This is a genomic window from Gluconacetobacter azotocaptans (genome assembly GCF_014174355.1).
GTDB classification, from domain to species: domain Bacteria; phylum Pseudomonadota; class Alphaproteobacteria; order Acetobacterales; family Acetobacteraceae; genus Gluconacetobacter; species Gluconacetobacter azotocaptans.
Genome location: NZ_JABEQF010000011.1, coordinates 1 through 23959, shown reverse-complemented (window position 1 = coordinate 23959; position 23959 = coordinate 1). Strand labels below are relative to the sequence as shown.

The 23959-nt window shown below is 67.4% G+C and carries 19 protein-coding genes; 16 read left to right on the top strand and 3 right to left on the bottom strand.

Features of this window, described 5'->3' with window-relative positions; translation table 11 throughout:
- Window positions 1–45: 45 nt before the first annotated feature.
- Window positions 46–1131, bottom strand: coding sequence for an alpha/beta fold hydrolase (locus tag HLH34_RS13615; RefSeq protein ID WP_183120129.1), 1086 nt, complete (start codon window positions 1129–1131; stop codon window positions 46–48).
- 73 nt (window positions 1132–1204) lie between these two features.
- Between HLH34_RS13615 and HLH34_RS13610 the strand changes: the two genes are divergently transcribed.
- The 12 genes from HLH34_RS13610 to HLH34_RS13555 all read left to right on the top strand — a co-directional run bounded on the left by HLH34_RS13610 (window position 1205) and on the right by HLH34_RS13555 (window position 17637).
- Window positions 1205–1420: a zinc-finger domain-containing protein gene (locus HLH34_RS13610; protein ID WP_183120128.1), complete on the top strand. Its 216-nt coding sequence runs from the start codon at window positions 1205–1207 to the stop codon at window positions 1418–1420.
- A gap of 10 nt (window positions 1421–1430) precedes the next feature.
- A complete protein-coding gene (gene polA / locus HLH34_RS13605) occupies window positions 1431–4262 on the top strand; it encodes a DNA polymerase I (RefSeq protein ID WP_183120127.1) in 2832 nt (943 codons plus the stop codon).
- Window positions 4262–4873 carry an SCO family protein gene (locus tag HLH34_RS13600; protein WP_183120126.1) on the top strand — a complete coding sequence of 204 codons (612 nt, stop codon included), beginning with the start codon at window positions 4262–4264 and terminating at the stop codon, window positions 4871–4873. Before polA ends, HLH34_RS13600 begins: the two co-directional genes overlap by 1 nt.
- Window positions 4874–6616: an ABC transporter substrate-binding protein gene (locus HLH34_RS13595; protein ID WP_183120125.1), complete on the top strand. Its 1743-nt coding sequence runs from the start codon at window positions 4874–4876 to the stop codon at window positions 6614–6616. It abuts the gene before it with no gap.
- A 22-nt stretch (window positions 6617–6638) separates the two neighbouring features.
- A complete protein-coding gene (locus HLH34_RS13590) occupies window positions 6639–8324 on the top strand; it encodes an ABC transporter substrate-binding protein (RefSeq protein ID WP_183120124.1) in 1686 nt (561 codons plus the stop codon).
- A gap of 9 nt (window positions 8325–8333) precedes the next feature.
- Window positions 8334–9377, top strand: a complete 1044-nt coding sequence (locus HLH34_RS13585) for an ABC transporter permease (RefSeq protein WP_183120123.1) — start codon at window positions 8334–8336, stop codon at window positions 9375–9377.
- Complete coding sequence (locus tag HLH34_RS13580; RefSeq protein WP_183120122.1) at window positions 9377–10354, top strand: ABC transporter permease; 978 nt, start codon at window positions 9377–9379, stop codon at window positions 10352–10354. Before HLH34_RS13585 ends, HLH34_RS13580 begins: the two co-directional genes overlap by 1 nt.
- Complete coding sequence (locus HLH34_RS13575; protein WP_183120121.1) at window positions 10354–11361, top strand: ABC transporter ATP-binding protein; 1008 nt, start codon at window positions 10354–10356, stop codon at window positions 11359–11361. The genes HLH34_RS13580 and HLH34_RS13575 overlap by 1 nt, the downstream gene beginning before the upstream one ends.
- Before the next feature lie 289 nt (window positions 11362–11650).
- Window positions 11651–12628: an ABC transporter ATP-binding protein gene (locus tag HLH34_RS13570; RefSeq protein ID WP_183120120.1), complete on the top strand. Its 978-nt coding sequence runs from the start codon at window positions 11651–11653 to the stop codon at window positions 12626–12628.
- A 65-nt stretch (window positions 12629–12693) separates the two neighbouring features.
- Window positions 12694–13164 carry a DUF2946 family protein gene (locus HLH34_RS13565; protein ID WP_264784303.1) on the top strand — a complete coding sequence of 157 codons (471 nt, stop codon included), beginning with the start codon at window positions 12694–12696 and terminating at the stop codon, window positions 13162–13164.
- Between the two features lie 83 nt (window positions 13165–13247).
- A complete protein-coding gene (locus tag HLH34_RS13560; RefSeq protein ID WP_183120119.1) occupies window positions 13248–15386 on the top strand; it encodes a TonB-dependent receptor in 2139 nt (712 codons plus the stop codon).
- Between the two features lie 547 nt (window positions 15387–15933).
- On the top strand, window positions 15934–17637 hold the full coding sequence (locus HLH34_RS13555) for a DUF262 domain-containing protein (RefSeq protein WP_183120118.1): 1704 nt from the start codon (window positions 15934–15936) through the stop codon (window positions 17635–17637).
- Window positions 17638–17876: 239 nt separating this feature from the next.
- Here the strand turns inward: HLH34_RS13555 and purD are convergent, their stop codons facing one another.
- A complete protein-coding gene (gene purD / locus HLH34_RS13550) occupies window positions 17877–19157 on the bottom strand; it encodes a phosphoribosylamine--glycine ligase (protein WP_183120190.1) in 1281 nt (426 codons plus the stop codon).
- 70 nt (window positions 19158–19227) lie between these two features.
- On the opposite strand from purD, the gene xseA reads away from it, so the two are divergent.
- From xseA to HLH34_RS13530, 4 genes are all read left to right on the top strand, one after another.
- Entirely contained in the window at window positions 19228–20688 is a 1461-nt protein-coding gene (xseA, locus tag HLH34_RS13545) for an exodeoxyribonuclease VII large subunit (protein WP_183120117.1), read from the top strand.
- A gap of 356 nt (window positions 20689–21044) precedes the next feature.
- Window positions 21045–21941 carry a hypothetical protein gene (locus tag HLH34_RS13540; protein ID WP_240162177.1) on the top strand — a complete coding sequence of 299 codons (897 nt, stop codon included), beginning with the start codon at window positions 21045–21047 and terminating at the stop codon, window positions 21939–21941.
- 145 nt (window positions 21942–22086) lie between these two features.
- Window positions 22087–22467, top strand: coding sequence for a hypothetical protein (locus HLH34_RS13535; protein ID WP_183120116.1), 381 nt, complete (start codon window positions 22087–22089; stop codon window positions 22465–22467).
- Between the two features lie 136 nt (window positions 22468–22603).
- On the top strand, window positions 22604–23056 hold the full coding sequence (locus HLH34_RS13530) for a helix-turn-helix domain-containing protein (RefSeq protein ID WP_240162176.1): 453 nt from the start codon (window positions 22604–22606) through the stop codon (window positions 23054–23056).
- A gap of 161 nt (window positions 23057–23217) precedes the next feature.
- Here the strand turns inward: HLH34_RS13530 and HLH34_RS13525 are convergent, their stop codons facing one another.
- Window positions 23218–23610, bottom strand: coding sequence for a hypothetical protein (locus HLH34_RS13525; RefSeq protein WP_244959951.1), 393 nt, complete (start codon window positions 23608–23610; stop codon window positions 23218–23220).
- Between the last annotated feature and the right edge of the window lie 349 nt (window positions 23611–23959).

The window sequence follows — 23959 nt, the reverse complement described above, 5'->3', positions numbered from 1 at the left end:
CTCCATACCTCGAACCCATAGGACGCGCCAGTCCCGATCATGCATTTATTTGGCCGCCAGCCCGTCCAGGGCCGCGGGCAACGGCGGGGGGGTGTCGCTGCCGTCGTGCGGCAGCGCGGACCAGGCGGCGGCGGCGGCGTCGCCGCCCGAAGGCAGGAAGCGGTCGGGGGCCGCGATCCACTGCGTCACATCGTCGATCACCGCCTGCCGCGTGCGGCCGCGCATCAGCAGATGGTAGCCCCCGGGGATGTAGTCCCGGCGGGTGGATGCGGGCAGGCGCCGCCACAGATCGGCCATGGCCGATGGCGGAATCAGCTGGTCCCGCCCGCCGTAGACCACCAGCACCGGCCCGCGCATGTGCGGCGCGTCGTCCGCCGCCCGATGCATCAGTGCCGCCAGGCCCGACAGCGCCTGCATCCGCGTCGCGCGCAGGGTCAGCGGGTCGTAATACAGGCGCCGCATCGCCGCCAGATCGTCGCCGGCCACGACATGCACCGGCAGTTCGTGCCCCGTCAGGCGCCAGCCCGGCACGCCCGCCGCCATCAGGCGCAGCAGCGCCTCGGCCCCCGGCCCCAGTTTCCACACCGCCGGCGCCAGCAGGATGGTGCCGGCGACCGGCGGCGCGTCCGGCCCGGCCATCAGGCAGGTCAGCACCGCGCCGCCCATGCTCTCGCCCATCAGGTACAGCGGCACGCCGGGATGGCGGCGGGCGATGATACGGGCCTCGTCCGCCACGTCGCGGACCAGCCGGTCGGCGCCGGCCCAGCCGCCGCGGTCGGGCATGCCGCCGAACCCGCGCAGGTCGGGCGCGTACAGCGTGATCCCGCGCCCCGCCAGAACGGGGGCGGGAAATTCCCAGGCGTCGCGGCTGTCGTCAAAGCCGTGCAGAGCCAGGATCACCGCGCGCTCCGCCCCACGGGCCGGCCAGATGCGATAGGGCACCCGCACGCCGTCGGACAGGGCCATGCTGCCGTCGGGCGGCACCAGCGCCCCGTCGGCCGCATGGGCCGGCGGCGGGCGCGGGATGGGCATGTCGCGCAGGGCGCACCCGCCGGCCAGCGGGGCCAGCAGGGCCAGATAAAGCAGGCGTGAGAGGCGGAGGTTTGAAAGCACGGCAATCCTGCGTATCATCCCCCGTCACCCCTGACCACAGACCTCCCTGACTACAGACCCCACGACAACAGACCAAGGCGGAACGAACATCATGCAGGCCCAGACGCTCAATCCGACGCCGCGACCCCGCCTGGGGCATGTCGAGACGATCATCGTCCAGTCCCGCACCCTGTCCTGCGACGGCGGGATGGGCGCGCTGGGCCATCCGCGCGTGTGGCTGCGCATCGCCGACCATCAGACGTTCTGCCCCTATTGCTCGCGCCTGTTCGTGCTGAATCCCGACGCGGGGGACGAGAGCGCGCACTGATCGCGATATCATGTCCAGCGACGCCCCGATTCACCTGATCCTGGTCGACGGATCGGGGTTCATCTTCCGTGCCTTCCATGCCCTGCCGCCGATGTCCGCCCCGGACGGAACACCGGTCAACGCGGTGTTCGGCTTCACCAACATGCTGGCGCGCCTGCTGCGCGACCATGCGGGCACCCATCTGGCCGTGATCTTCGACGCCGGGCGGCTGACCTTCCGCAACCAGATCTACGACCAGTACAAGGCCCACCGGCCCGAACCGCCCGAGGAACTGCGGCCGCAGTTCGCCCTGGTCCGCGACGCCACGGCGGCCTTCGGCGTGCCGGGGATCGAAGAGGCGGGATGGGAGGCCGACGACCTGATCGCCGCCTATGCCCGCCGCGTGACCGAGGCCGGGGGCACCTGCACCATCGTGTCGTCCGACAAGGACCTGATGCAGCTGATCCGCCCCGGCGTCGACATGATGGACCCGATTCGCCAGAAGCCCATCGGCCCGCGCGAGGTCGAGGCCAAGTTCGGCGTCACCCCCGACAAGGTGATCGACGTACAGGCCCTGATCGGCGATTCGGTGGACAACGTGCCCGGCGTGCCGGGCATCGGGCCGAAGACGGCCTCGGCGCTGGTCGCCGAATACGGCTCGCTGGACAGCATCCTGGCGGCCGCGCCGGCCATGAAAGCGTCCAAGCGGCGCGACAATCTGATCGAGTACGCCGACAAGGCCCGCCTGTCGCGCACGCTGGTGACGCTGCGCGAGGACGCGCCGTGCCCCATGCCGCTGGACGAGCTGATCTGCCGCGAGCCCGACGAGGAAAAGCTGGGCGAATGGCTGGCCGTGATGGGCTTCCGCTCGCTGCTGCACCGGATGGGCCTCAAGGGCTCGGCCGCCGCCATCGGCGTCGCCCCGTCGGTCACGGCCCCAGCCCCGGGTGCTGCGCCGGACGTCGCGCCGGTGGCCCCCGACCAGGTGCCCTACGGCCCCTATGTGACGGTGACGACCACCGACGCGCTGGAGGCCTGGGTGGCCGAGGCACGCCGCGCCGGGGTCTGCGCCGTGGATACCGAAACCGACGGGCTGGACCCGCTGCACGCCGGGCTGATCGGCCTGTCGCTGGCCGTCGGGCCGGGCCGGGCGTGCTACATCCCCCTGCGGCATGAGGCGGAACCCGAGGCCGAGCCCCAGCTTCTGCCCCTGGAAGGCGAGGCGGAGACCGGTCCGAAAGCCGATCCGGTCGGCCCGCAACTGGAGGTCGGGCTGGTGCTGGCGGTCATGGGGCCGCTGCTGGCCGACCCGGCGGTGCTGAAAATCTTCCAGAACGCGAAGTTCGACCTGCTGGTGCTGACGCGCGCGGGCGCGCCGCAGCCGGCCCCGATCGACGACACGATGCTGATTTCCTACGCGCAGTTCGCCGGCCGCCACGGCCAGGGCATGGACGAATTGTCGCGCCTGTACCTGGGCCACACCCCCATTACCTATGACGACGTGACGGGCACCGGCCGCAACCGCATCCCCTTCGCGCGGGTGGATGTCAAACGCGCCACCGAATACGCCGCCGAGGACGCGGACGTGACCCTGCGGCTGTGGCTGACGCTGCGCCCGCTGCTGCGCATCCACCGCTCGCTGGCGGTGTATGAGGAGCTGGAACGGCCGCTGGTGGCGGTGCTGGCCGACATGGAACGGGCCGGGATCGCCATCGACGTCGCCGAACTGCGCCGCATGTCGGCCGATTTCGCCGAGCGCATGGCGGGCATGGAGGCCGAGATCCATGTGCTGGCGGGCCGGTCGTTCAACGTCGGCTCGCCCAAGCAGCTGGGCGAGATCCTGTTCGACGAGATGAGCCTGCCCGGCGGCAAGCGCATGAAATCCGGCGCATGGGGCACCGATTCATCGGTGTTGCAGGACCTGTCGGACAAGGGGCACGACCTGCCGGGCCGCATCCTGGCCTGGCGGCAGCTGGCCAAGCTGAAATCGACCTATGCCGATGCGCTGGTCGGCCAGGCGGACCCGCGCAGCGGGCGGGTGCATACCTCGTTCCAGATGGCCATCACCTCGACCGGCCGCCTGTCGTCCAACGAGCCGAACCTGCAGAACATCCCCATCCGCACCGAGGAAGGCGGGCGCATCCGCCGGGCCTTCGTGGCAGCACCCGGCCATGTGCTGCTGTCGGCCGATTATTCGCAGATCGAACTGCGGCTGCTGGCGCATGTCGCGGACATCGCGCCGCTGCGCGAGGCCTTCGCGCTGGGCCAGGACATCCACGCCCGCACCGCGTCCGAGGTCTTCGGCATTCCCATCGCGGGCATGGACCCGCTGACCCGCCGCCGGGCGAAGGCGATCAATTTCGGCATCATCTACGGCATCAGCGCCTTCGGGCTGGGGCGGCAGCTCGGCATTTCTCCGGGCGAGGCGCGGTCGTATATCGATGCCTATTTCGCCCGCTATCCCGGCATCCGCGATTACATGGACCGCATGCGCGCCGAGGCGAAGGCGCAGGGCTACGTCACCACCCCGTTCGGCCGGCGCTGCTGGGTGCCGGGCATCGACGACCGCAACGCCGCCCGCCGTGCCTATGCCGAACGGCAGGCCATCAACGCGCCGCTGCAGGGCGGGGCGGCGGACATCATCAAGCGCGCGATGGTGCGCCTGCCGGCGGCGCTGGCCGATGCCGGGCTTGACGGATCGCTTCTGCTTCAGGTCCATGACGAACTTCTGTTCGAGGTGCAGGCGCGCGACGCGGATGCGCTGTCGGCCCTCGTGAAACAGGTCATGGAATCCGCCGCGTCCCTTTCGGTGCCGCTGGTGGTGGAAACCGGGACCGGATCGAACTGGGCGGACGCGCATTGATGCAGCAACGGGACAAACGCAGGCTGACGGTCATCCTGATCATCGTCGTGGCGACCATTATCGCAGGGTACGGTGCATACCGGATCGCGGACCGGATCGGCCCGGTCCTGTCCAGCAACGGCAACGAGGTCGGCGGGTCGTTCCGCCTGGTCAGCGCCGCCGACGGCGCGGTGTCGGACACCGATTTCCAGGGCCGGTGGATGCTGGTCTATTTCGGCTACACCCGCTGCCCCGACACGCAATGCGCCGCCACGCTGACGGCCATGGCCGGCGCGATGGACCGGCTGGGCCCGCGCGCGCGCATGGTGGCGCCGCTGTTCATCACGCTGGACCCGATGCGCGACACGGCCGAGCTTCTGCGGGCCTATACCCTGCGCTTCGGCCCGCGCATCTTCGCGCTGACCGGCGCGCCCAACATGATCCAGGCGGTGGCGCGCGAATATCACGCGCCCTACGTCCGGCACGAGGGCAAGGACGGCGACTACAGCATGGAACCGTCGCCGCGCATCGTCATCATGTCGCCCGAAGGCCGTTATTCCGGCACCATCGATGCCACGGCGTCGGCCGACGACATCGCGGCCCGCCTGAACGGCCTGATGGCGGCGCACTGAATGGGGGCCTGGCCGTCGCGCGCCCTGGCCGCCGGGCTGCTGCTGGCGGCGGCCGGAGGCGCGGCGCCGGCCGGGGCGCAGGATCGCGGGGGCGCGGCCGCCGATGCCCGGCACACCGATAGCGGGCCAGCCGATAACGGGCAGACTTTGGGTAGCCCGCATCGGGGCGGCACCCTGCGGCTGACGGCGTCGTCGTCGGGCGGGACGCTCGACCCGCAACTGAATTACACCTCGCAATACGCGCAACTGTTCGCGGTGCTGTACGACGGGCTGGTGACCTTCCCCAAGGCCGAGGGGCCGGACGGCAACGCAGTCGTCGCCGACCTGGCGGAAGCGGTGCCGCAGCCCGTCGACGGGGGGCGCACCTGGCGCTTCGTCCTGCGGCAGGGCCTGCGCTTTTCCGATGGGCGGGCGGTCACGGTGGCCGACGTGGCGGCGTCGATGCGCCGCATCTTCCGCGTCGGCAGCCCCACAGCGGGGTCGTTCTACGGCAATATCGTCGGCGCCGACACCTGCCTGCGCGACCCGGCGCACTGCACCCTGCGAGGCGGGCTGGAGGTCGATCCGGCGACCCGCGCCGTGGTGTTCCACCTGCGCGATCCCGACGCCGAATTCCTGCAGAAGCTGGCCTTCCCCCATGCGTCGATCCTGCCGGCCGACCTGCCGGACCACGATCTGGGCAATGTGCCGGCCCCCACCACAGGGCCGTACCGCTTCGCCTCGTACGACCCCGACCGGGGCGCAAAGCTGGAGCGCAATCCGTATTTCCGGGTCTGGAGCGCCGACGCCCAGCCCGACGGCTACGCCGATCATATCACCTACGATTTCGGCCTGCCGGACGAGGCCGAGGTGACGGCGATCGAAAACGGCCAGTACGACTGGATGTTCGACAACAAGCCGCTGGACCGGCTGGGCGAGCTGGGGTCGCGCTATGCCGCGCAGGTCCATGTCCGTCCGCTGTTCGGCATGTATTACGCCCCGATGAACGTCAACCTGCCGCCCTTCGACAACAGGCTGGCCCGGCAGGCGGTGAACTACGCGATGGACCGGCGGGCGATGGTCATCCTGTATGGCGGCACGGGGGTCGCGGCCCCGCTGTGCACCATGGTGCCGAACGGCATCCCGGGGGCGATCGACGGCTGTTCCTATACGCGCGGGGCCGACCCCGACCATCGGGCCGCCACATGGCAGGCCCCGGACCTGGACCGCGCCCGCGCCCTGGTGGCGCAGAGCGGCACGCGCGGGCAGCATGTGACCCTGGTGGTGCAGAACACCGCCGTGGACATGAGCATGGGTGTCTATCTGCGCAACATGCTGCAGGCCATCGGCTATGACGCCAGCGTCAAGCCGCTGGCCCACTCCGTGCAGCTCGGCTACATCCAGAACACCGCCAACAAGGTCCAGATCAGCATTTCCGACTGGTTCGCCGATTACCCGTCGGCGTCGAACTTCCTGGACGATCTGCTGGGGTGCGAGAATTTCCATCCCGGTTCGGACAATTCCATCAATATCGCCGGCTATTGCGACCGCGCGGCCCAGGCGCTGATGGACCGCGCCAAGGCCGCGACCGATCCGGCGCAGGCGGCCGACCTGTGGGCGCAGGCCAACCGCGCGATCGACCGCGACAGCCCCGACGTGCCGATGATCCGGATGAACTACATCGACCTAGTGTCGCGCCGGCTGGGGCATTATTTCTACACCAACCTCTATCACCTGTGCTTTTCGCGCGTATGGGTGCAGTGACCGGGGCGGGATGCCGGGCGGCATGAGGGCGCGCCGATGGGCCGGCCTCGCCTGCGCCGGGGCCGCGTGGATGGCGGCGGCCTGCCCGGCCGGGGCGGCCGATCCCGGCCATCGCGGCGGTACCCTGCGCCTGACCGCGACGGTATCGGGCGGGTCGCTGGACCCGCAGATCGCCTACGAACATGAAAACCTGCAACTGGAAGCCCCGGTCTACGACGGGCTGATGGCCTTTCCCAAAAGCGGCCCCGTCCGCCCCGGCGACGGCGACCAGCCGATCCCCGACCTAGCCGACGGGCCACCCGACATCCGCGACGGCGGCCTGACCTATGTGTTTCGCCTGCGGCGCGGCGTGCGCTTTTCCAACGGGCAGGAGCTGGCGGCCGCCGACGTGGCGGCGACGATGCGCCGCATCTTTCGCGTCAACAGCCCGGCCGCCGGCCCCTATTTCGGCGATCTGGTCGGCGCCGGCCCCTGCCTGAAGGGGGGCGCGGACTGCACCCTGGCCGGCGGCGTGGTGGCCGATGCGGCGGCGGGCACCGTCACCTTCCATCTGGCGCGGCCCGATCCGGATTTCCTGTACCAGTTGGCCTTTCCCCAGGCCGCGATCGTCCCGGCCGATACGCCCGGCGCCGATACCGGCAACATTGCCCCGCCGGGCACCGGGCCGTACCGCATCACTTCCTACGATCCCGACCGCGGGCTGCGGATGGAACGTAACCCCTACTTCCACGCCTGGAACCCGGTGGCGCAGCCCGACGGCTATCCCGACCGCATCGAGTACGATTTCGGCCTGGATGCCGAGGCCGAGGTTACGGCAGTGGAAAATGGCCAGTACGACTGGATGCTGGACACGCCGCCCGGCGACCGGCTGGGCGAACTGGGCGACCGCTACACCGCGCGCGTGCACATCTCGGACATGCAGGTGGTCTATTACATGGAACTGAACGTCCGGCGGCCGCCCTTCGACAATCCGGCGGTGCGCCGGGCGCTGAACGACGCCATCGACCGGCACGCCGTGGTGATCCACGAAGGCGGCCCGGCGCTGGCGCTGCCGTCATGCGGCATGCTGCCGCGCGGCCTGATGGGATACGACCCGGCCTGCGCCTACGGACGCGGCGCCTCGGCCGAGCATCCGGCGCCGTCCTGGCAGGGGCCGGACATGGACCGCGCCCGCGCGCTGGTGCGCGCCAGCGGCACGGCGGGGCAGGCGGTGTCCATCGTGACCCAGACCGCGCCGGTCGCCATCGCCATCGCGGGCGAGGTGCGCGACGTGCTGACGGCGCTGGGCTATCGCGCCACCACGCGGGCGATCACGCCCACGGTGGAATTTTCGTACCTCCAGAACACCGCCAACGACGTGCAGATCGGCTTTACCGGCTGGGAATCCGACTATCCCGCGCCCGCCAGCTACCTGCACACGCTGTTCGCCTGCGACAGCTTCCATCCTGGGTCGGACAATTCGCTGAACATGTCCGGCCTGTGCGACCCCGCGCTGGACGGCGCGATGCGCGCGGCGTCGCTGGCCCAGATGACCGATCCGGCGCGGGCCGACGCCCTGTGGCGGCAGGTCGGCCGCGATGTGATGGCGCAGGCCCCGGTGGTGCCGCTGGTCCAGACCCGGCGGGTGGATGTCGTGTCCGCGCGGGTGGGCCATGTGGCGGTCAGCCCGTACTATCTTCTGCTCATCGCCCAGCTCTGGGTCCGCTAAGGAGGCGTGATGACGACCGCGTTCCCCTCTTCGCCTGCCGCCCCCTCTTCGGCCGCGGCCGGGCGCGCCTCGGCCGGCCCGTGGCGGACGGCCGGCCGCGTGCTGCTGCGCAATCGGGGCGCCATGGCGTCGCTGGCGGTGCTGGCGCTGGTCGGCGTGGCCTGCCTGCTGGCGCCGGTTTATGCCCGCGACGTGGCCCATACCGACCCCTTCACCTCGAACGTCGCGGGGACGGTGATGCTGGACGGCCGGCAGCTCGACATCATGCAGCCCAACGACAACCCGCTGCACCTGGGCCTGTCGCCCATCGGGCCGACCTGGCGTGTTCCGGCCTATCCGCTGGGGGCCGACAGCCAGGGGCGCGACGTGGCGGCGCGGCTGCTGTACGGCGGGCGCAATTCGCTGCTGATCGCCTTCAGCGCGGCGGCGCTGTGCATCGTGGTGGCGGCGGGCGTGGGCATCGTGGCCGGCTATGCCGGCGGCGTGGTGGATGCCGTGCTGTCGCGGATGATGGACATCATGTGGGCGGTGCCGGTCTATCTGTTCGCCATCTCGCTGTCGATCGTCACCGTCAGCCAGGGGCTGCGCATCGGGCCGTTCACGGTGGCCAGCGACAATCTGCTGATCCCCATCTGCATCATCGCGCTGGTCTATGTGCCCTATGCGGCGCGGCCGGTGCGCGGGCGGGTGATGGCGCTGCGCCGGTCGGAATTCGTCACCGCCGCGCGCGGGCTGGGGGTGCCGGGCCATCGCATCGTGCTGCGCGACATCCTGCCCAACGTCACCGGCACGCTGGTGGTGCTGGCGCCGCTGATGACGGCGCTGGCGCTGATGGCGGAATCGGCGCTGTCGTTCCTGTCGATCGGCGTGCAGGCGCCCGCCGCGTCGTGGGGCACCATCATCCAGGACGGCGAGGGGCTGATCTACACCCGCCCCATGGTGGCCGTGGCCCCCGGCCTCGCCATCATCGTGGTGGTGCTGGCGCTGAACATCCTGGGCGACGGCATGCGCGACGCGCTGGACGTGCGCGACGGCGACCGGGGGCGCGGCTGATGGCGATGGCGATCCTGCGGCGGCTGGGGCAGACGCTGTTCGTGCTTTTCGGCATTTCGGTGCTGGTGTTCCTGGTGTTCTTCGCCACCCCGGGGGCCGACCCCACGGCGCGCATCGCCGGGCGCAACGCCTCGCCCCAGACCATCGCGCGGGTGCGGGTCGAATATGGCTTCGACCGGCCGTTGCCGGTGCAGTACGTCCGGATGATGGAAAAGCTGTTCGTGACGCGGGACCTGACGTCCTACGTCAATCGCGGGGAAAAGGTGGTGCCCGAGGTCTTCCAGGCGGCCCCGGTCACGGTGTCGCTGGTCACCGGGGCGGCGGCCATCTGGGTGCTGGCCGCGGTGGCGATGGGCACGCTGGCGGCGGCGCTGCGCGGCACATGGGTGGACCGGGGGCTGATGATGCTGGGGCTGGTGGGCATTTCCATCCCCGTCTTCTGGCTGGGCCAGGTCGCCAACCTGCTGACGCAGAGCCGCTATCACGACAGTTGGCTGTTCAGTTGGGTGCCGGGGCTGGGCTATGTGCCCTTCACGCAGGACCCGCTGGGCTGGTTCCGGGCGCTGGTCATCCCGTGGATCACGCTGGCGGTGCTGTTCGTCGGCATCTACAGCCGCGTGCTGCGCGCCGACCTGGTGGCCGTCCGGGGCGAGGATTTCATGCGCACCGCCCGCGCCAAGGGCCTGTCGCCCGCGCGGGTGCTGCTGTTCCATGGGCTGCGCACCTCCATGATCACCTTCGTGTCGCTGTTCGGGCTGGATTTCGCGCAGCTAGTCGGCGGCGGCGCGCTGCTGACCGAGGTCGTGTTCGGCCTGCAGGGCGTGGGGCGCCTGACCTACCAGGCGCTGGGCAATCTGGACCTGCCGCTGATCATGGCGACGGTAATGTATTCGGCGGTGTTCGTCGTCATCGCCAATGCCGTGGTCGACATGCTGTATCTGCTGCTGGACCCCCGGGTGCGGGATGGACGGGCCTGATGGACGCTGACGCAACCCCGCTGCTGGCGGTCCGGGACCTGACGATCGCGCTGCCCGTCGGCGGGCGGATGGTGAACATCATCGATTCCGTTTCGTTCACGCTGGGCGCGCGGGAAATCCTGGGCATCGTCGGCGAGTCCGGGTCGGGCAAGAGCATGACGGCGCTGGCGCTGATGGGCCTGATCGACGCGCCGGGTGCGCGCATCACCGGCTCGGCGCGCTTCAAGGGCCGCGAACTGGTCGGCCTGCCGCAGCGCGCCTTCCGCACCCTGCGCGGCCGCGAAATCGCGATGATCTTCCAAGATCCGATGACCGCCTTCACCCCGGTCTACACGGTGGGCTGGCAGATCGACGAGCAGATCCGCGCCCACGGCCGGGTCACGCGCAAGGACGCCCGCGCCCGCACCATCCGCCTGCTGGGCGACATGGGCGTGCCCGACCCCGCGCGCGTCGCCGACCGCTATCCGCACCAGCTTTCGGGCGGCCTGCGCCAGCGCGCGATGATCGCCATGGCGCTGTCCTGCAACCCCTCGCTGCTGATCGCCGACGAACCGACGACGGCGCTGGACGTGACCGTGCAGGCGCAGATCCTGGACCTGCTGCGCCGCCTGCGGCGGGAATACGGGTCGTCCGTGCTGCTGATCACCCACGACATGGGGGTGGTGGCCGAAACCTGCGACCGCACCATGGTGCTGTATTCCGGCACCATCGCCGAACGCGGGCCGACCGGCGCGGTGTTTGCCCGGCCGGGCCACCCCTATACCGCCGCCCTGCTGGATTCGATCCCGCCGCTGCATGGCGCGCGGCCGGCGCGCCTGCCCTCCATCCCCGGCAGCCCCCCAGCCCCCGCCGACCGCCCGGCCGGCTGTCCCTTCACCCCGCGCTGCGCCTACGCGCACGACGCCTGCGCCGTGCGTCCGCCGCTGCTGCCGCGCGGGGTGCAGGACATCGCCTGCGTGCTGCCCGCCGAAGGGCGCGACCTGCCGGCGCGGTGCGTGACCGTATGATCGGGAAAAGAACGCGGGCTCTGCCCGCACCCGCAAGGGGCCGCAGGCTCCTTGACCCCAGAGGCTGTTTCACAAGGCGGTCTGCCGGCGATCCGACGCGCGTTTCCTGCGCGCTGGTGCTCACGGCCATCAAGGCCGCTCCGCTCCAGTGCTCGGAAACACACGCCGGGCGTGCCGCTTCGCGGCACTCTCGCTCGGCAGACCGCCTTGTGAAACAGCCTCCCAACAACTGGTTTCCAAAGGCGACTGCCTTTGGCGGGGTTTGGGGCAGCGCCCCAAGGAGAACGCGATGACCGCACCGCTGATCGAGGCCCAGTCCCTGCGCATGGAGTACCGCGTCGGCCGGGGGCAGGTGCTGCGCGCGCTGGACGGGGTGTCGCTGGCCGTCCGGCCGGGCGAGGTGCTGGGGCTGGTGGGCGAATCCGGCTGCGGCAAATCGACGCTGGGGCGCTGCCTGCTGCGCCTGGCCCGGCCCACGGCGGGCCGCGTGGTCTTCGACGGCACCGACATCACCGCCCTGTCCGAACGCACGCTGCGCCCGCTGCGGCAGGGAATGCAGATGGTGTTCCAGGATTCCTACGCCTCGCTGAACCCGCGCCGGCGCATCGGCGATTTGATCGCCGAGCCGCTGCGCGTGCATCGCGACGGGCAGGGGCGGCGGCGGACGGCGGCCGATATCGCGGCGCGGCTGGCCGAACTGATGGCCCTGGTGGGCCTGCCGCAGGCGGCGCTGGCGCGCTACCCGCACGAATTTTCCGGCGGCCAGCGGCAGCGGATCAACATCGCCCGCGCCCTGGCGCTGTCGCCCCGGCTGGTGGTGGCCGACGAACCGGTCTCGGCGCTGGACGTGTCGATCCAGGCGCAGATCGTCAACCTGTTCATGGACCTGCGCGACCGGCTGGGCCTGACCTACGTGTTCGTCGCCCACGATCTGGCGGTGGTGCGCCAGATCTCGACCCGCGTCGCGGTGATGTATCTGGGCGCCATCGTCGAACTGGGCGACGCCGATACCGTGCTGCACCGCCCGGCGCACCCCTACACCGCCGCCCTGATCGCCGCCGTGCCCGAACCGGTGGTGCTGCCCGACGGCGACCGCGCGCCCCCGCTGCGCGGCGACGTCCCCAGCCCGATCGCGCCACCGCCGGGGTGCCGCTTCCACACCCGCTGCCCCATCGCGCAGGACCGCTGCCGCACCGACCCGCCGGCCCTGCGTGACCCGGGCGACGGCCGGCAGGTGGCGTGCCATTTCCCGCTGGCGGGCGGCTGAGGCATTCCGCCTTGGGGTTTACAAGGTCGGCGCGTTCCGTTTTTTTTGCCCGCATCAGCGGCGACGTGAAAGGCAGGCCCCTGCGCGCGACCCATCCCGGATGTCGGAGCCTTCCGCCGGCCAGCCTTCCGCGCTGGCTGCTGGTCGTCTGCGTCCTGGCGGGTCTGGTGGGCCAGCTTGTGCTGCAAGGGCAGGCCCGCCCTGACGAGACGCCGCGCGCGACGTTCGAACGCCTGACCGGTCTGTCGATCGGCCCGGCCGATGCTTCGGCGGCCATGCCCGGCATGGACATGTCCGACATGGCGGGCATGGCCGACGGTCATCACACGCATCACCATGACGACGGGTATTGCCCGTTGTGCCCGCTGCTGCATCTCCCGATGGTCGTGCTGGGCGCGGCCCCCGCCATCGTGCTGACCGTCACCGGCTGGCGGCGGCTGCTGTACGGCGCGCACATGCCGCGCGCCCCGCCCTGCGCGCGCCCGGTCGTCCTTCCGCCCCCCACGGGGCCGCCCGCCTTCAGCCGAAACGCATAAAGCGCCGCGCGACCGCGCCTTTTCCGGACCACCGGAAGGGGCGGGGCGGCGGCTGTCTTCGTTCCGCTGAAGGTTCTTTCGTCATGACATTCATTCGTGTCCGGCGCGCGTCCCGCGCCGGGCTGCTTGCCTGCGGCTGCTCCGCCACGCTGCTGGCGCCTGTCGCGCCCGCCCGGGCCCAGGACCCCGTCACGCGGGCCATTGCACCGGCCATCGACGCCGCCGACCAGGAAGTGATCACGGTCAACGGCCTGCGTCGCACCCTCACGACCGGCCACGACACCACCGGCCTGTTCCGGCACAGCCTCGGGTTCAGCACCTATTCGGCCGGCGGCGTCTCGGCATTGCCCGTGCTCAACGGCATGGCGGACGATCGCGTCGCGACGTTCGTGGACGGCATGCGGATCGCCTCCGCCTGTCCCAACCACATGAATCCCGCCATGTCCTATATCGACCCCGACGCGGTTTCCACCGCCGTCGCGATCGCGGGCATCACCTCGGTCAGCCAGGGCGGCGACAGCACCGGCGGCACCATCGAGGTCGATCGCAAGGACCCGATCTTCGCCCGCAATTCCAAAATCCTCGTCACCGGCCATGCGCGCGGCGACTATCGCAGCAATGGCGGGGGCTCCGGCGCTTCCGGCTCCGTCACCGTCGCCAACGACTGGCTGAGCCTGCGCTACACCGGCTCGTACAGCCATGCCGACGACTATCACGCGGGCGGCGGCGGCCAGCGCGTGCTGTCGACCAACTATCTCAGCTTCAACCATGCCGTGACGCTGGGCGTCCGAAAGGCCAACCATCAACTGGCGCTGACGTTCGGGCAGCAGGACATCCCCTACGAAGGATTCGCCAACCAGTACATGGACATGACCAACAACCGGTCCACCTTCGTCAACGGCAAGTACACGGGCGATTTCAACTGGGGCACGCTGGAGGCCCGGGGCTTCTGGCAGCGGGTCGACCACGCCATGAACATGCTGTCCGACAAGGGCGGCCACAGCCCCACCACCGGCATGCCCATGAACACCGATACGCGGACGGCCGCCTATTCCATCAAGGCGACCATTCCGCTGGGCCCGCGCCATACGCTGGGCCTGGGCAGTTCGTTCGACCATAACGGGGTGAACGACTGGTGGCCGCCCCTGCAGGGCAGCATGATGATGGGGCCGGGCACGTTCCATAACATCAACGACGGCCACCGCGACCGGCTGGGCCATTACGTCGAATGGAAGGCGCAGTGGCTGCCGCGCTTTTCGACCGAACTCGGCCTGCGCAGCGACCTGGTGATGATGAATGCCGGCCCGGTCGCGCCCTATTCCTGGACGGGCATGATGAGCATGAGCGACGCCATGGCGGCCCGCCGCTTCAACGCGGCGTCGCGCGGGCGGACCGATACCAATTTCGACGTCACGGCGCTGCTGCACTGGCATCCGCTGGATAGCCTGATGATCGACGGCGGCTATGCCCGCAAGACGCGCTCGCCGAACCTGTACGAACGCTATGCCTGGGGCATGGGCAACATGGCCACCACGATGATCGGCTGGTTCGGCGACGGCAACGGCTATGTCGGCAACCTGAACCTGACGCCGGAAGTCGCCAATACCGCCAGCACCACGATCACCTGGCACGACCCGGTGGACAACGCCTGGCAGGTGAAGGTGCAGCCCTATTACACCTACACGCACCATTACATCAACGTGGTGCGGATCGGCGCACTCGCCAGCGGCCTGTCGAAACTGCAATTCGCCAATCACGACGCCCAGAGCTACGGCATCAACAGCTCCGCCTTCGTCCGCCTGTGGAAATCCGACGCCTTTGGGACCGGCGAGCTTCACGCCAACCTCAACTGGGTGCGCGGCCAGGACCTGGTGACGCATTCCGGCCTGTACCACCAGATGCCCGCCAACGGCGCAATCAGCCTGCACGAGACCTGGCGGAACTGGACCGGCCATGTGGAGGTCACGCTGGTGAAAGCCAAAAGCACGGTAGACTGGCTACGCAACGAACCGCGCACGCCCGGCTACGCGCTGCTGGGCCTGGGCGGCACCTACCGCTGGCGCAACCTCACGCTCGACGCCAGCATCGAGAACGTGACCAACCAGAAATACGATCTGCCACTGGGCGGCCTGTCCCTGGGCGACTACCGCGCCACCGGCCTCCTGGGACCACTGCCCGGCCTGGGGCGTTCGTTCAATCTCAGCCTGTCCGCTGCGTTCTGAGGGGGGAAGGGGGGCGGTGCGATCGGTGCTATCGGAGGAGCCCCACTTCGAATGCGCCATGATTTTCCTCGTCACCGCCTTCCTCGCCTTCGGATGATGTCAACAGGACCGTGTAATTTCGACCCCATTCGGACGGTCAACGGCTCGGCTTCCGATCCCAATAGCGACATCCCGCAATAACCACTGTCAGCCGCTATGCACCCCATCCCGTCATTCAGGCAGGACAGTCCATGTCTCGGAAGCGGACATCGGGCCGCGCGGGGAAACGAGACTGTCCGCAATACGGCCGAAATTGCCAAATGGACATTGGGTCGAGAGCCTGAAATTAGCTAACACTGGATTGGTATTAGTGGAGATACTGCAATAACAAAAGGTAGACGGTCGAATTTCCAATCAGCCGCTTCGCTATCCAAGCCTGCTAATCCCCATATGTTGTGGAAATATATTTTTTCACTTTGTGACCCCGACAAAAAGTGAAAAGGTATCATGCTAAAATCTTTTCGTTCATTCCATTAATTGGAAATGAATTAATCTAAGGAAGAAGCGGATGAGCGCTATAGACTTTACGTATAAAGGTATTGGTGAGTTGATTTCTGCTGGAAGATTGCGTGTTCCAGCAAACCAACGTGAATATGCATGGGATGATGAGCATGTAGAGGCTCTTTGTAGCGATATCAGTGACGCATTGTCAGAGAGTAAAGAATCCTATTTTCTTGGAACGGTTGTTCTGACGAAAACAAAAGATGGTTATCTTGAAGTTGTCGATAGGCAGCAGAGACTCGCAACTACAACCATATTGATCGCCGTCATAAGAGATATGTTGCTGGCAATGGACGAAGTGAGACTGGCGCATGGGATAGAGGAAACTTATTTATTCGGCTTAGACTTGGATACAGAAGAAGACACTCCTAAATTTCACCTCAACGTAAGAGATCACGAGTTTTACCAAAACTGCATTCTTCCTAGGCCTTCAGATGTTAAGAGAAAAGCCAAACCTGCGGTAGGCACTCATTCCAATGTGCGGATAAAAAATGCTGCCACCATTTTGCGTCGGTTCCTGGAAAGTGAAACCAAAACAATGACTGTGGAGACAAGAAAAAAACATTTGAAAGACTGGCTCTCATATTTGAGAGAGCATGCGAATTTGATTGTTCTTACAGTATCTGACGACGTCAATGCATATGTTATGTTTGAAACTTTAAACGATAGAGGCCTTCGTGTTTCACAGGCAGATCTCGTTAAAAATTATCTTTTTGGTCAGGCAGGGAATAGACTTGATGAGGCGAAAGCCAAATGGGCATCAATGATTAGATCTTTGGAGACAGTCGACAAGGAAGATACGGCAATTGATTACCTTAGGTTGGTGAGTACTTTAATCAATGGCCTAACAAGAGAGCGTCAGGTGTTCGAAAGAATAAAGCCGCTGACAGAATCACCTATAAAAGCTGTTACATTTTTAGAGACCATTAACAGTTTTTCTAATGACTATGTTGCAATGCTTACTCCACATCATTTTAAGTGGGAGAGCTATCCTGAAAGCATTCGCAGATCCGTTGCAACTCTCAACCTGTTGGGGGTAACCCAAATTCGTCACCTGATGCTAGCGGTGACGCATCATTTCAGCAAGCATGAGGCGGATAGATCATTTAAGTTATTTGTCTCGTGGATAGTAAGGATGTTTATTGCAGATAGCGGTCGAGTGGGTCGCCTTGAGTCTATCTATGCATCGCTCGCTCATAATATTCATACAAAAATCGGAATTAGGACAGCAGAAGCTTTAGTGCAACGCATGGCGCCACATGTTGCAAATGATAGAGATTTCAGAGATGCTTTCGCGAAGTGTCATGTTTCCAAGACAAAGCTGGCAAGGTACTATCTTATGGCCCTCGAGCGATCTGCTGATAATTCTGGCCTTCCCGAACAAGTTCCGAATGAAGACACGAAAGCTGTTAATCTGGAACACGTGTTGCCAATTAAGCCTGAAAGCTTCGACATTGAGTCTTTCGAAGACGCGGCAAGCTATACGACAAGACTGGGCAATTTAGTACTTCTTAATGCGAGGCTCAATTCATCAGCAGGTAATGCAGATTTTACATCTAAACGTCTCGCCTTTTCCAAGAGCCCATTCGTAATAACAAAAGGCGTTGCTGAATACAAAAAATGGGGCCCAGAAGAAATCGAAAATCGTCAAGCTCATCTAGCCGATTTGGCTGTTAGAACTTGGCCTATTAATACCCTTGGGCGTAACTAACTGGCATGCAAGACCCAGAGCATCGCATTTCCGTTCCATGATCATATTTTGGTCTCTATGCGCTCGGTATCTGCTTTCAGAAGGTGACATAGTTACGATTTGATAGCCTACTTGAGGCGAAAGCGTAATATGTACCACTCCGGCCGATGTCAGCTTTTCGCATATCTATGCCCAAAGCTGCTGGTCCGCTCCCGGCCATCCGTCCTATCACCCGCGACGGCCGGCCGGGGGAGGGGGCTTTATGACTCCCCCCGCAACGCCCGCTCGCCGATATCACGGCGCCAGATCGCGTCGTCCCAGCGGATGGCGGCCACGCCGTGGTAGGCCCGGCTGCGGGCCTCGGCCAGCGTCGTGCCCGTGGCGCAGACCGTCAGCACCCGGCCACCGGCGGCGATGATGCGGCCTTCGGCGTCCTGACGGGTGCCGGCGTGGAAGACATGCACGCCGGGCAGGTGGTTGGCCTCGGCGATGCCGTCGATGACGCCGCCCGCCACGGGTTTGCCGGGGTAGCCGCGCGCGGCCAGCACGATGCTGATGGAATGGTCGTCGGAAAAGCGGATGTCCGTCGTATCCAGCGTGCCGTCGGCGACCGAGGCCAGGGCGGGCAGCAGGTCGGATTCCAGCCGGATCAGCAGGGCCTGGGCCTCGGGGTCGCCGAAACGCACGTTATATTCGATCAGCTTCGGCCCGTCGTCGGTCAGCATCAGGCCGGCGAAGATCACGCCGCGAAAGGGGGTGCCGCGCCGGACCATCTCGTCCAGCATGGGGCGGACCAGCACATCCAGCGCCGCTTCCTGCCGCGCGCGATCGAAGCCGGTGGGGGGCGAGACCGCGCCCATGCCGCCGGTGTTGGGGCCGGTGTCGCCCTCGCCGATGCGCTTGTGGTCCTGTGCCGCGCCGATCAGCACGGCGGTTTCCCCGGCGCAGAACGCGAACAGCGACACCTCGTCGCCCACCAGGCATTCCTCGATCACCACCGACCGGCCGGCGTCGCCCAGGCTGGCGTCGTCCATCATCGCGCGGATCGCGTCCTCGGCCTCGGCCTCGGTCATGGCGACGACCACGCCCTTGCCGGCGGCCAGCCCGTCGGCCTTGATGACGATCGGCGCGCCGCGCCGGCGCACGAACTCCAGCGCCGGAGCCATGCTGTCGAACCGCTCCCACCGCGCGGTGGGGATGCGCGCGGCGTCGCAGACGTCCTTGGTGAAGCTCTTGCTGCCTTCCAGTTCGGCGGCGGCGCGGGTCGGGCCGGCGCAGGCGATGCCGGCCTCGTCGCAGGCATCGGCCAGGCCGGCGACCAGCGGGGCCTCGGGGCCGGGCACCACCAGGTCGATGCGCTCGGCGCGCGCCAGGGCGACCAGCCCGGCGACGTCGTCGGCGGCAATGGCGACGTTGGTGCCCAAGGCCGCCGTGCCGGGGTTGCCGGGGGCGATGAACAGGGCTTCCAGCAGCGGTGAGCGCGCGATCGCGGCCGCCATCGCATGTTCCCGTCCGCCCGATCCGACCAGCAGCACCCGCATCAATCCGTTTCCCTGTTCCATCTGCACGCCCGGCCTTCCGGGCGGGCCGTCTCTATCATACCCTGCGGCGATGGACGAACCACTTCGCGATTCCGGCACCGCCGGGGCGGGCAACGTGCCCGAATATTCGGTCTCCGAGATTTCGGGGGCCATCCGCCGCACGCTGGAAGGCACGTTCGGCCGCATCCGCGTGCGGGGCGAAATCACGGAATTCAAGCGCTACCCGTCCGGGCATCTCTATTTCTCGCTGAAGGACGAAGGCGGCAAGATCTCGTCCGTCGTCTGGCGCGGGTCGGTGTCGCGCCTGGGGCTGAAGCCGGAAAACGGCGTCGAGGTCATCGCCACCGGCAAGATCTCGTCCTACGGCGAGCGTTCGTCCTACCAGCTCATCATCGACCGGCTGGAATACGCGGGCGAGGGCGCGCTGCTGGCGCGCATCGAACGGCTGCGCCTGAAACTGGCCGAGGAAGGGCTGTTCGACGCCGCGCGCAAGCGGGTCCTGCCGTTCCTGCCCGATGTGATCGGTGTCGTGACCTCGGCCCAGGGGGCGGTGCTGCACGACATCCGCACCACCATCGCGCGGCGCTTCCCGCGCCGGCTGCTGATCTGGCCGGTGGCCGTGCAAGGCGAGGCGGCGGCGGCGCAGGTCGCGGCGGCAATCGCGGGGTTCGATGCCATCGACGGGCGGGGCGGCATCCCCCGCCCCGACGTGCTGATCGTCGCGCGCGGCGGCGGGTCGCTGGAAGATCTGATGGCCTTCAACGATGAGGCCGTTCTACGCGCGGCGGCGGCCTGCACGATTCCGCTGATTTCCGCCGTGGGGCACGAGACCGACACCACGCTGATCGACTTCGTGTCCGACCGGCGCGCCCCCACGCCCACGGCGGCGGCAGAACTGGCCGCGCCGGCACGGACCGAACTGGTAGCCGACCTGGCGCATCGCGCCGCGCGGCTGACCAGCGGCCTGGCGCGCTGCACGCAGATGCTGCGCCTGCGGCTGGACCGCGCGGCGGGGCGGCTGCCCGACCTGCCGTCGCTGCTGGGCACCGCGCGGATGCGGCTGGATGACCGGGGCTATCGGCTGGACCTTGCGCTGCCGGCGCTGGTCGATCGCCGGCGGGCGGCGCTGGTGGCGGTGGAACGCCGCATGCCTCCCCCGGCGGTGTTGATCGGCGACCGGCGGACGCGCCTGATGCTGGCCGCCAGCCATCTGCAGTCCGGGTTGCGGCATGTGCTGCGCGACCGGCGCGCCCGGGCCGATCGCGCCCGCCTGTCCCCCGCGCCGCTGGCCGCCCTGCTGCGCGAACGCGCCACCCGCCTGGCCGGGCTGTCGGGTCATATGGACTCGCTGTCGCCGATGGCGGTGCTGGAACGCGGCTACGTGCTGGTGCGCAATCCGGCGGGCGTGCCGGTGACGCGGGCGGCCGATCTGCGGCCCGGCCACCGCGTCGTGCTGACCTTCGCCGACGGCGAGGCGATGGCGAAGATCGAAAAGCCGGCCGAGGCCGCCCAGGGGCTGCTGGACATCTGAGAGCCGGTTTGCAAATGCGCGCTGGCGGCGATCCGACGCGCATTTTCTGCGCTCCGATGCTCACGGCCGATAAGGCCGCTCCGCTTCGGTGTTCGAAACCACACGCCGGGCGCTTCACTGCGTTCCGCTCTCGCTTGCCAGCCCACATTTCAAACCGGCTCTGAACCTCAGGGCGCTGCCCTGAAACCCGCCAAAGGGCGGCGCCCTTTGGAAGCCCGATCGTTTATTCCTGATCGGGGTCCAGGGGCTCAGGCCCTGGCGTGTTCGGGCAGCGCCCGACCTTCCTTCACGCCCGCGCGGGAACCGTTTTGACCAGGGGACGTTCTCTCGCGGGGAAAACGCAAAGAGGCTCTGGAATGGATCGAACTCGCTTTCCAGGGCGCGGCTTTGGAACATTCTGGCATGGCACGACGCTTTCGGCCATGGAACAGGCCTGCCTCGCGTCATTTTCCTCCAGGGGATATGACGTAACGCTGTTCTCCTTTGAACGGATTTCGAATGTGCCCGACGGGGTGCGGGTGGACGACGCGAACGCCATCGTCTCGCGCGATCTGGAATCCCGCTTCCTGTATAACGGCAAGCCCGATCCCGGCCGTTTTTCCGATCTCTTTCGCTATCGCATGGTTGCGACGCGCGATCTGGTCTGGATCGATCTGGATGTGCTGCTGCTGTCCGACAACACGCCATTCCGGGCACGGGATATTTTCCCTCTCGACGAATCCGGCGTCAACGGCGCGGTGTTCTACACCGGCGACGCGGCCTTGCTGAAAGGCCTGGCCCACGAAGCGATGCAGCGGGTGGGGAGGAACCTGAAATGGGGCGAGACCGGGCCCCTGCTGCTGACGCGACTGCTGCGCGATGAAAGGAACCGGCCGCGCCTGTCCCCGCAGGCCATGTTCTGCCCTATCGCACATGGCGATATCCATAAGCTGCTGTTGCCGGAATTCAGGGATGAATGTTCGGAAACATGCAGGACCGCCATCACGGTTCATCTCATCAACAACATCCTGGTCAGGATGGGGTACTGGAAGAACGTGGCGCCCCCGAAGGGGTCGTTCCTTCACGAACGCCTCGCCGCGTGCAACGCGCTGGGGTATTTCGCGGCGACCTATCCGGAAGACGTCATGCGGCGCCTGGTCGAGAATTTCAACTTCCGCCGGAACGGCAAGGCGCTCGGGATCAAGAGCATCGTCAGGGAGGCGATTCCCAGCATAGGCCGTACCTACAGAAACTATTACCCCAGGCAGATCTGATACCCCTCGGCCGGGGCCATAGGTGGGACGACGCGAAAGGGCTGTTTGCAAATGCGGAGTGTCGCGCGACAGTGGGGGGATGCGGCATCGTCGCGCCGGGGTGCCGGCGGGCATGTCTGGTGCACAGCTTTGACAGGAAGATGTCATGAACGATCGTCCCCGGCCCTCCGTCGCGCGCCTTGCGGTCGCGGCGCTGATGCTTTCGGGGCTGGCGGCCTGCGCGCCGCAACCGGCGACGCGGCCGGTGGCGCAGGCCCCCGTCGCCCGCCGGCCGCCGCTGCAATTCGCGCCCGGCACGGTGGTCGAGGCCCCGCCCCCGGCGAACGAGGCGCAACTGGTCAACGATCCGTCCGCCCCGCTGAACACCCCGCTCTGCGGCGCGGCGGCGCGCGAGGCCGTTGCCGCCGGGGCCAGGGTGAACCCTGCCCCCCTGGTATCGGGGAACAGCTGCGTCGCCAGTGCGTGCTTCGACCCGTTGACCAGCACCTTTATCGGCGCCGACGGCCACCGCCACGTCTGTCGCTGAAAGCCTGCTCAGAGGTGGCCGCCTCCAGCACGGCGCATAGGGGTTATAGAAAATCGCCGGGGCGGGCTGTGCAGGTTGTCATTGACAGCAAAAGCCGATCCACAACACCATCGGGGAAATGAACGGCCGGTCGCCCTTGGACGGCGCCAGCGACGGTGCGGCGACTGTCCACCCTTTCCCCTTGCGGCGCATGCTGCCTCTGCGCGAGGCTGCGGCCTATCTGGGCGTGCCGGCCCGGCGGCTGCGGGTGCTGGGCCTGCTGGGCGCGGGCCCCCGCCCGGCGGTGCGCCATGGGCGCGACCTGATGTACCGGGTCGAGGATCTGGATCGCTTTGTCGGCCTTCTCTACAGCCGCGCCAGGATTTCGCAGGGCGAGCAGGCGCGGCAACGCCAGGACTGGCGCGCGCGCATTGCCGCACCCGGGGCGGCTGCCCCGGACGGACGACAGGGGCCGGTCGATCCCTGCATGCAGATGCTGACGCTGGACGCGCTGGTGTCGGCCGGCGGGCCGCTGGCGCTGAAGACGCTGTTCGTGTCGGGGCTGGGACTGATCTTCCTGTCGCACACGCCGCTGCTGTGGCGGCTGTAAGGCGACAGGCAAAGAGGCGTGACGCCGGGAACATTTTGCATCACGCACCGACGTCACATCGTGACCATAGGTTTGAAATGTAACTAAATTATGACGAACCGGCATGCCGTGGTGCTTTCGGCATGCCGGAGCGCCCTAAAACAGCGTTTCCGAACCGATTTTCAGCAGGAGGACGTGGCGGCGCAGGCGGGTACCGGCGGCGGCAGGGTGGTACCCATGCCCGGCGGGCGCATCGACGGCTGGGGCGCGCGTTCGCCGACCGGGGGCGGCGGGACGACCTGCGGCACGTCGGGCGGCAGTTGCTGGACATCCATCGGCTGCGCCGACGGGATCGGCTGGCCGGGATAATAGATCTGCCCGCGATAATTGGGGGACAGTTGCGCCGCGTTCAGCCGATCGATCAGCGAATCCCCGGTTCCGTCGGGGTAAGCCGAATGCGGGGCGGCCGGCGGGGCCGCCGCGCGGGCCGGCGCGGTGCGGGCCAGCAGCGGCAGGGCGGCCAGAAGGGCCAGGGCCATCGTCCCGTGCCGCTTCATCCTGTATTCTGATGTCATGGTTCTGCCTTTCCGGATGGGCGTCCCGGCATCACCCGGCCGATCCATGTCCGCCGGGGCGTGGGCGAGTATGGCACAGGCGGGCGCGCCGTTCATCGGCGATCTTGTATGTTTGCGGTCGCGGGACTGGTCACGCCCCCGCCGATCCGCTAGGCAACGGAACATGCATCGCCTGCAACAGCCACGGATCGGGATCATGACGGAAGCCTTCAGTGCCGGACACGGCCGGACCGGGACGTCCCCGGCGCGACGGTGGATTCTGGCCGGGCTGATCGCGGTGTCGGGCATCGCGCCCGCCATGGCCGCCCCCGCCGCGCCCCGCGCCCCCGCGTCGGCGGCCCCCGCTTCC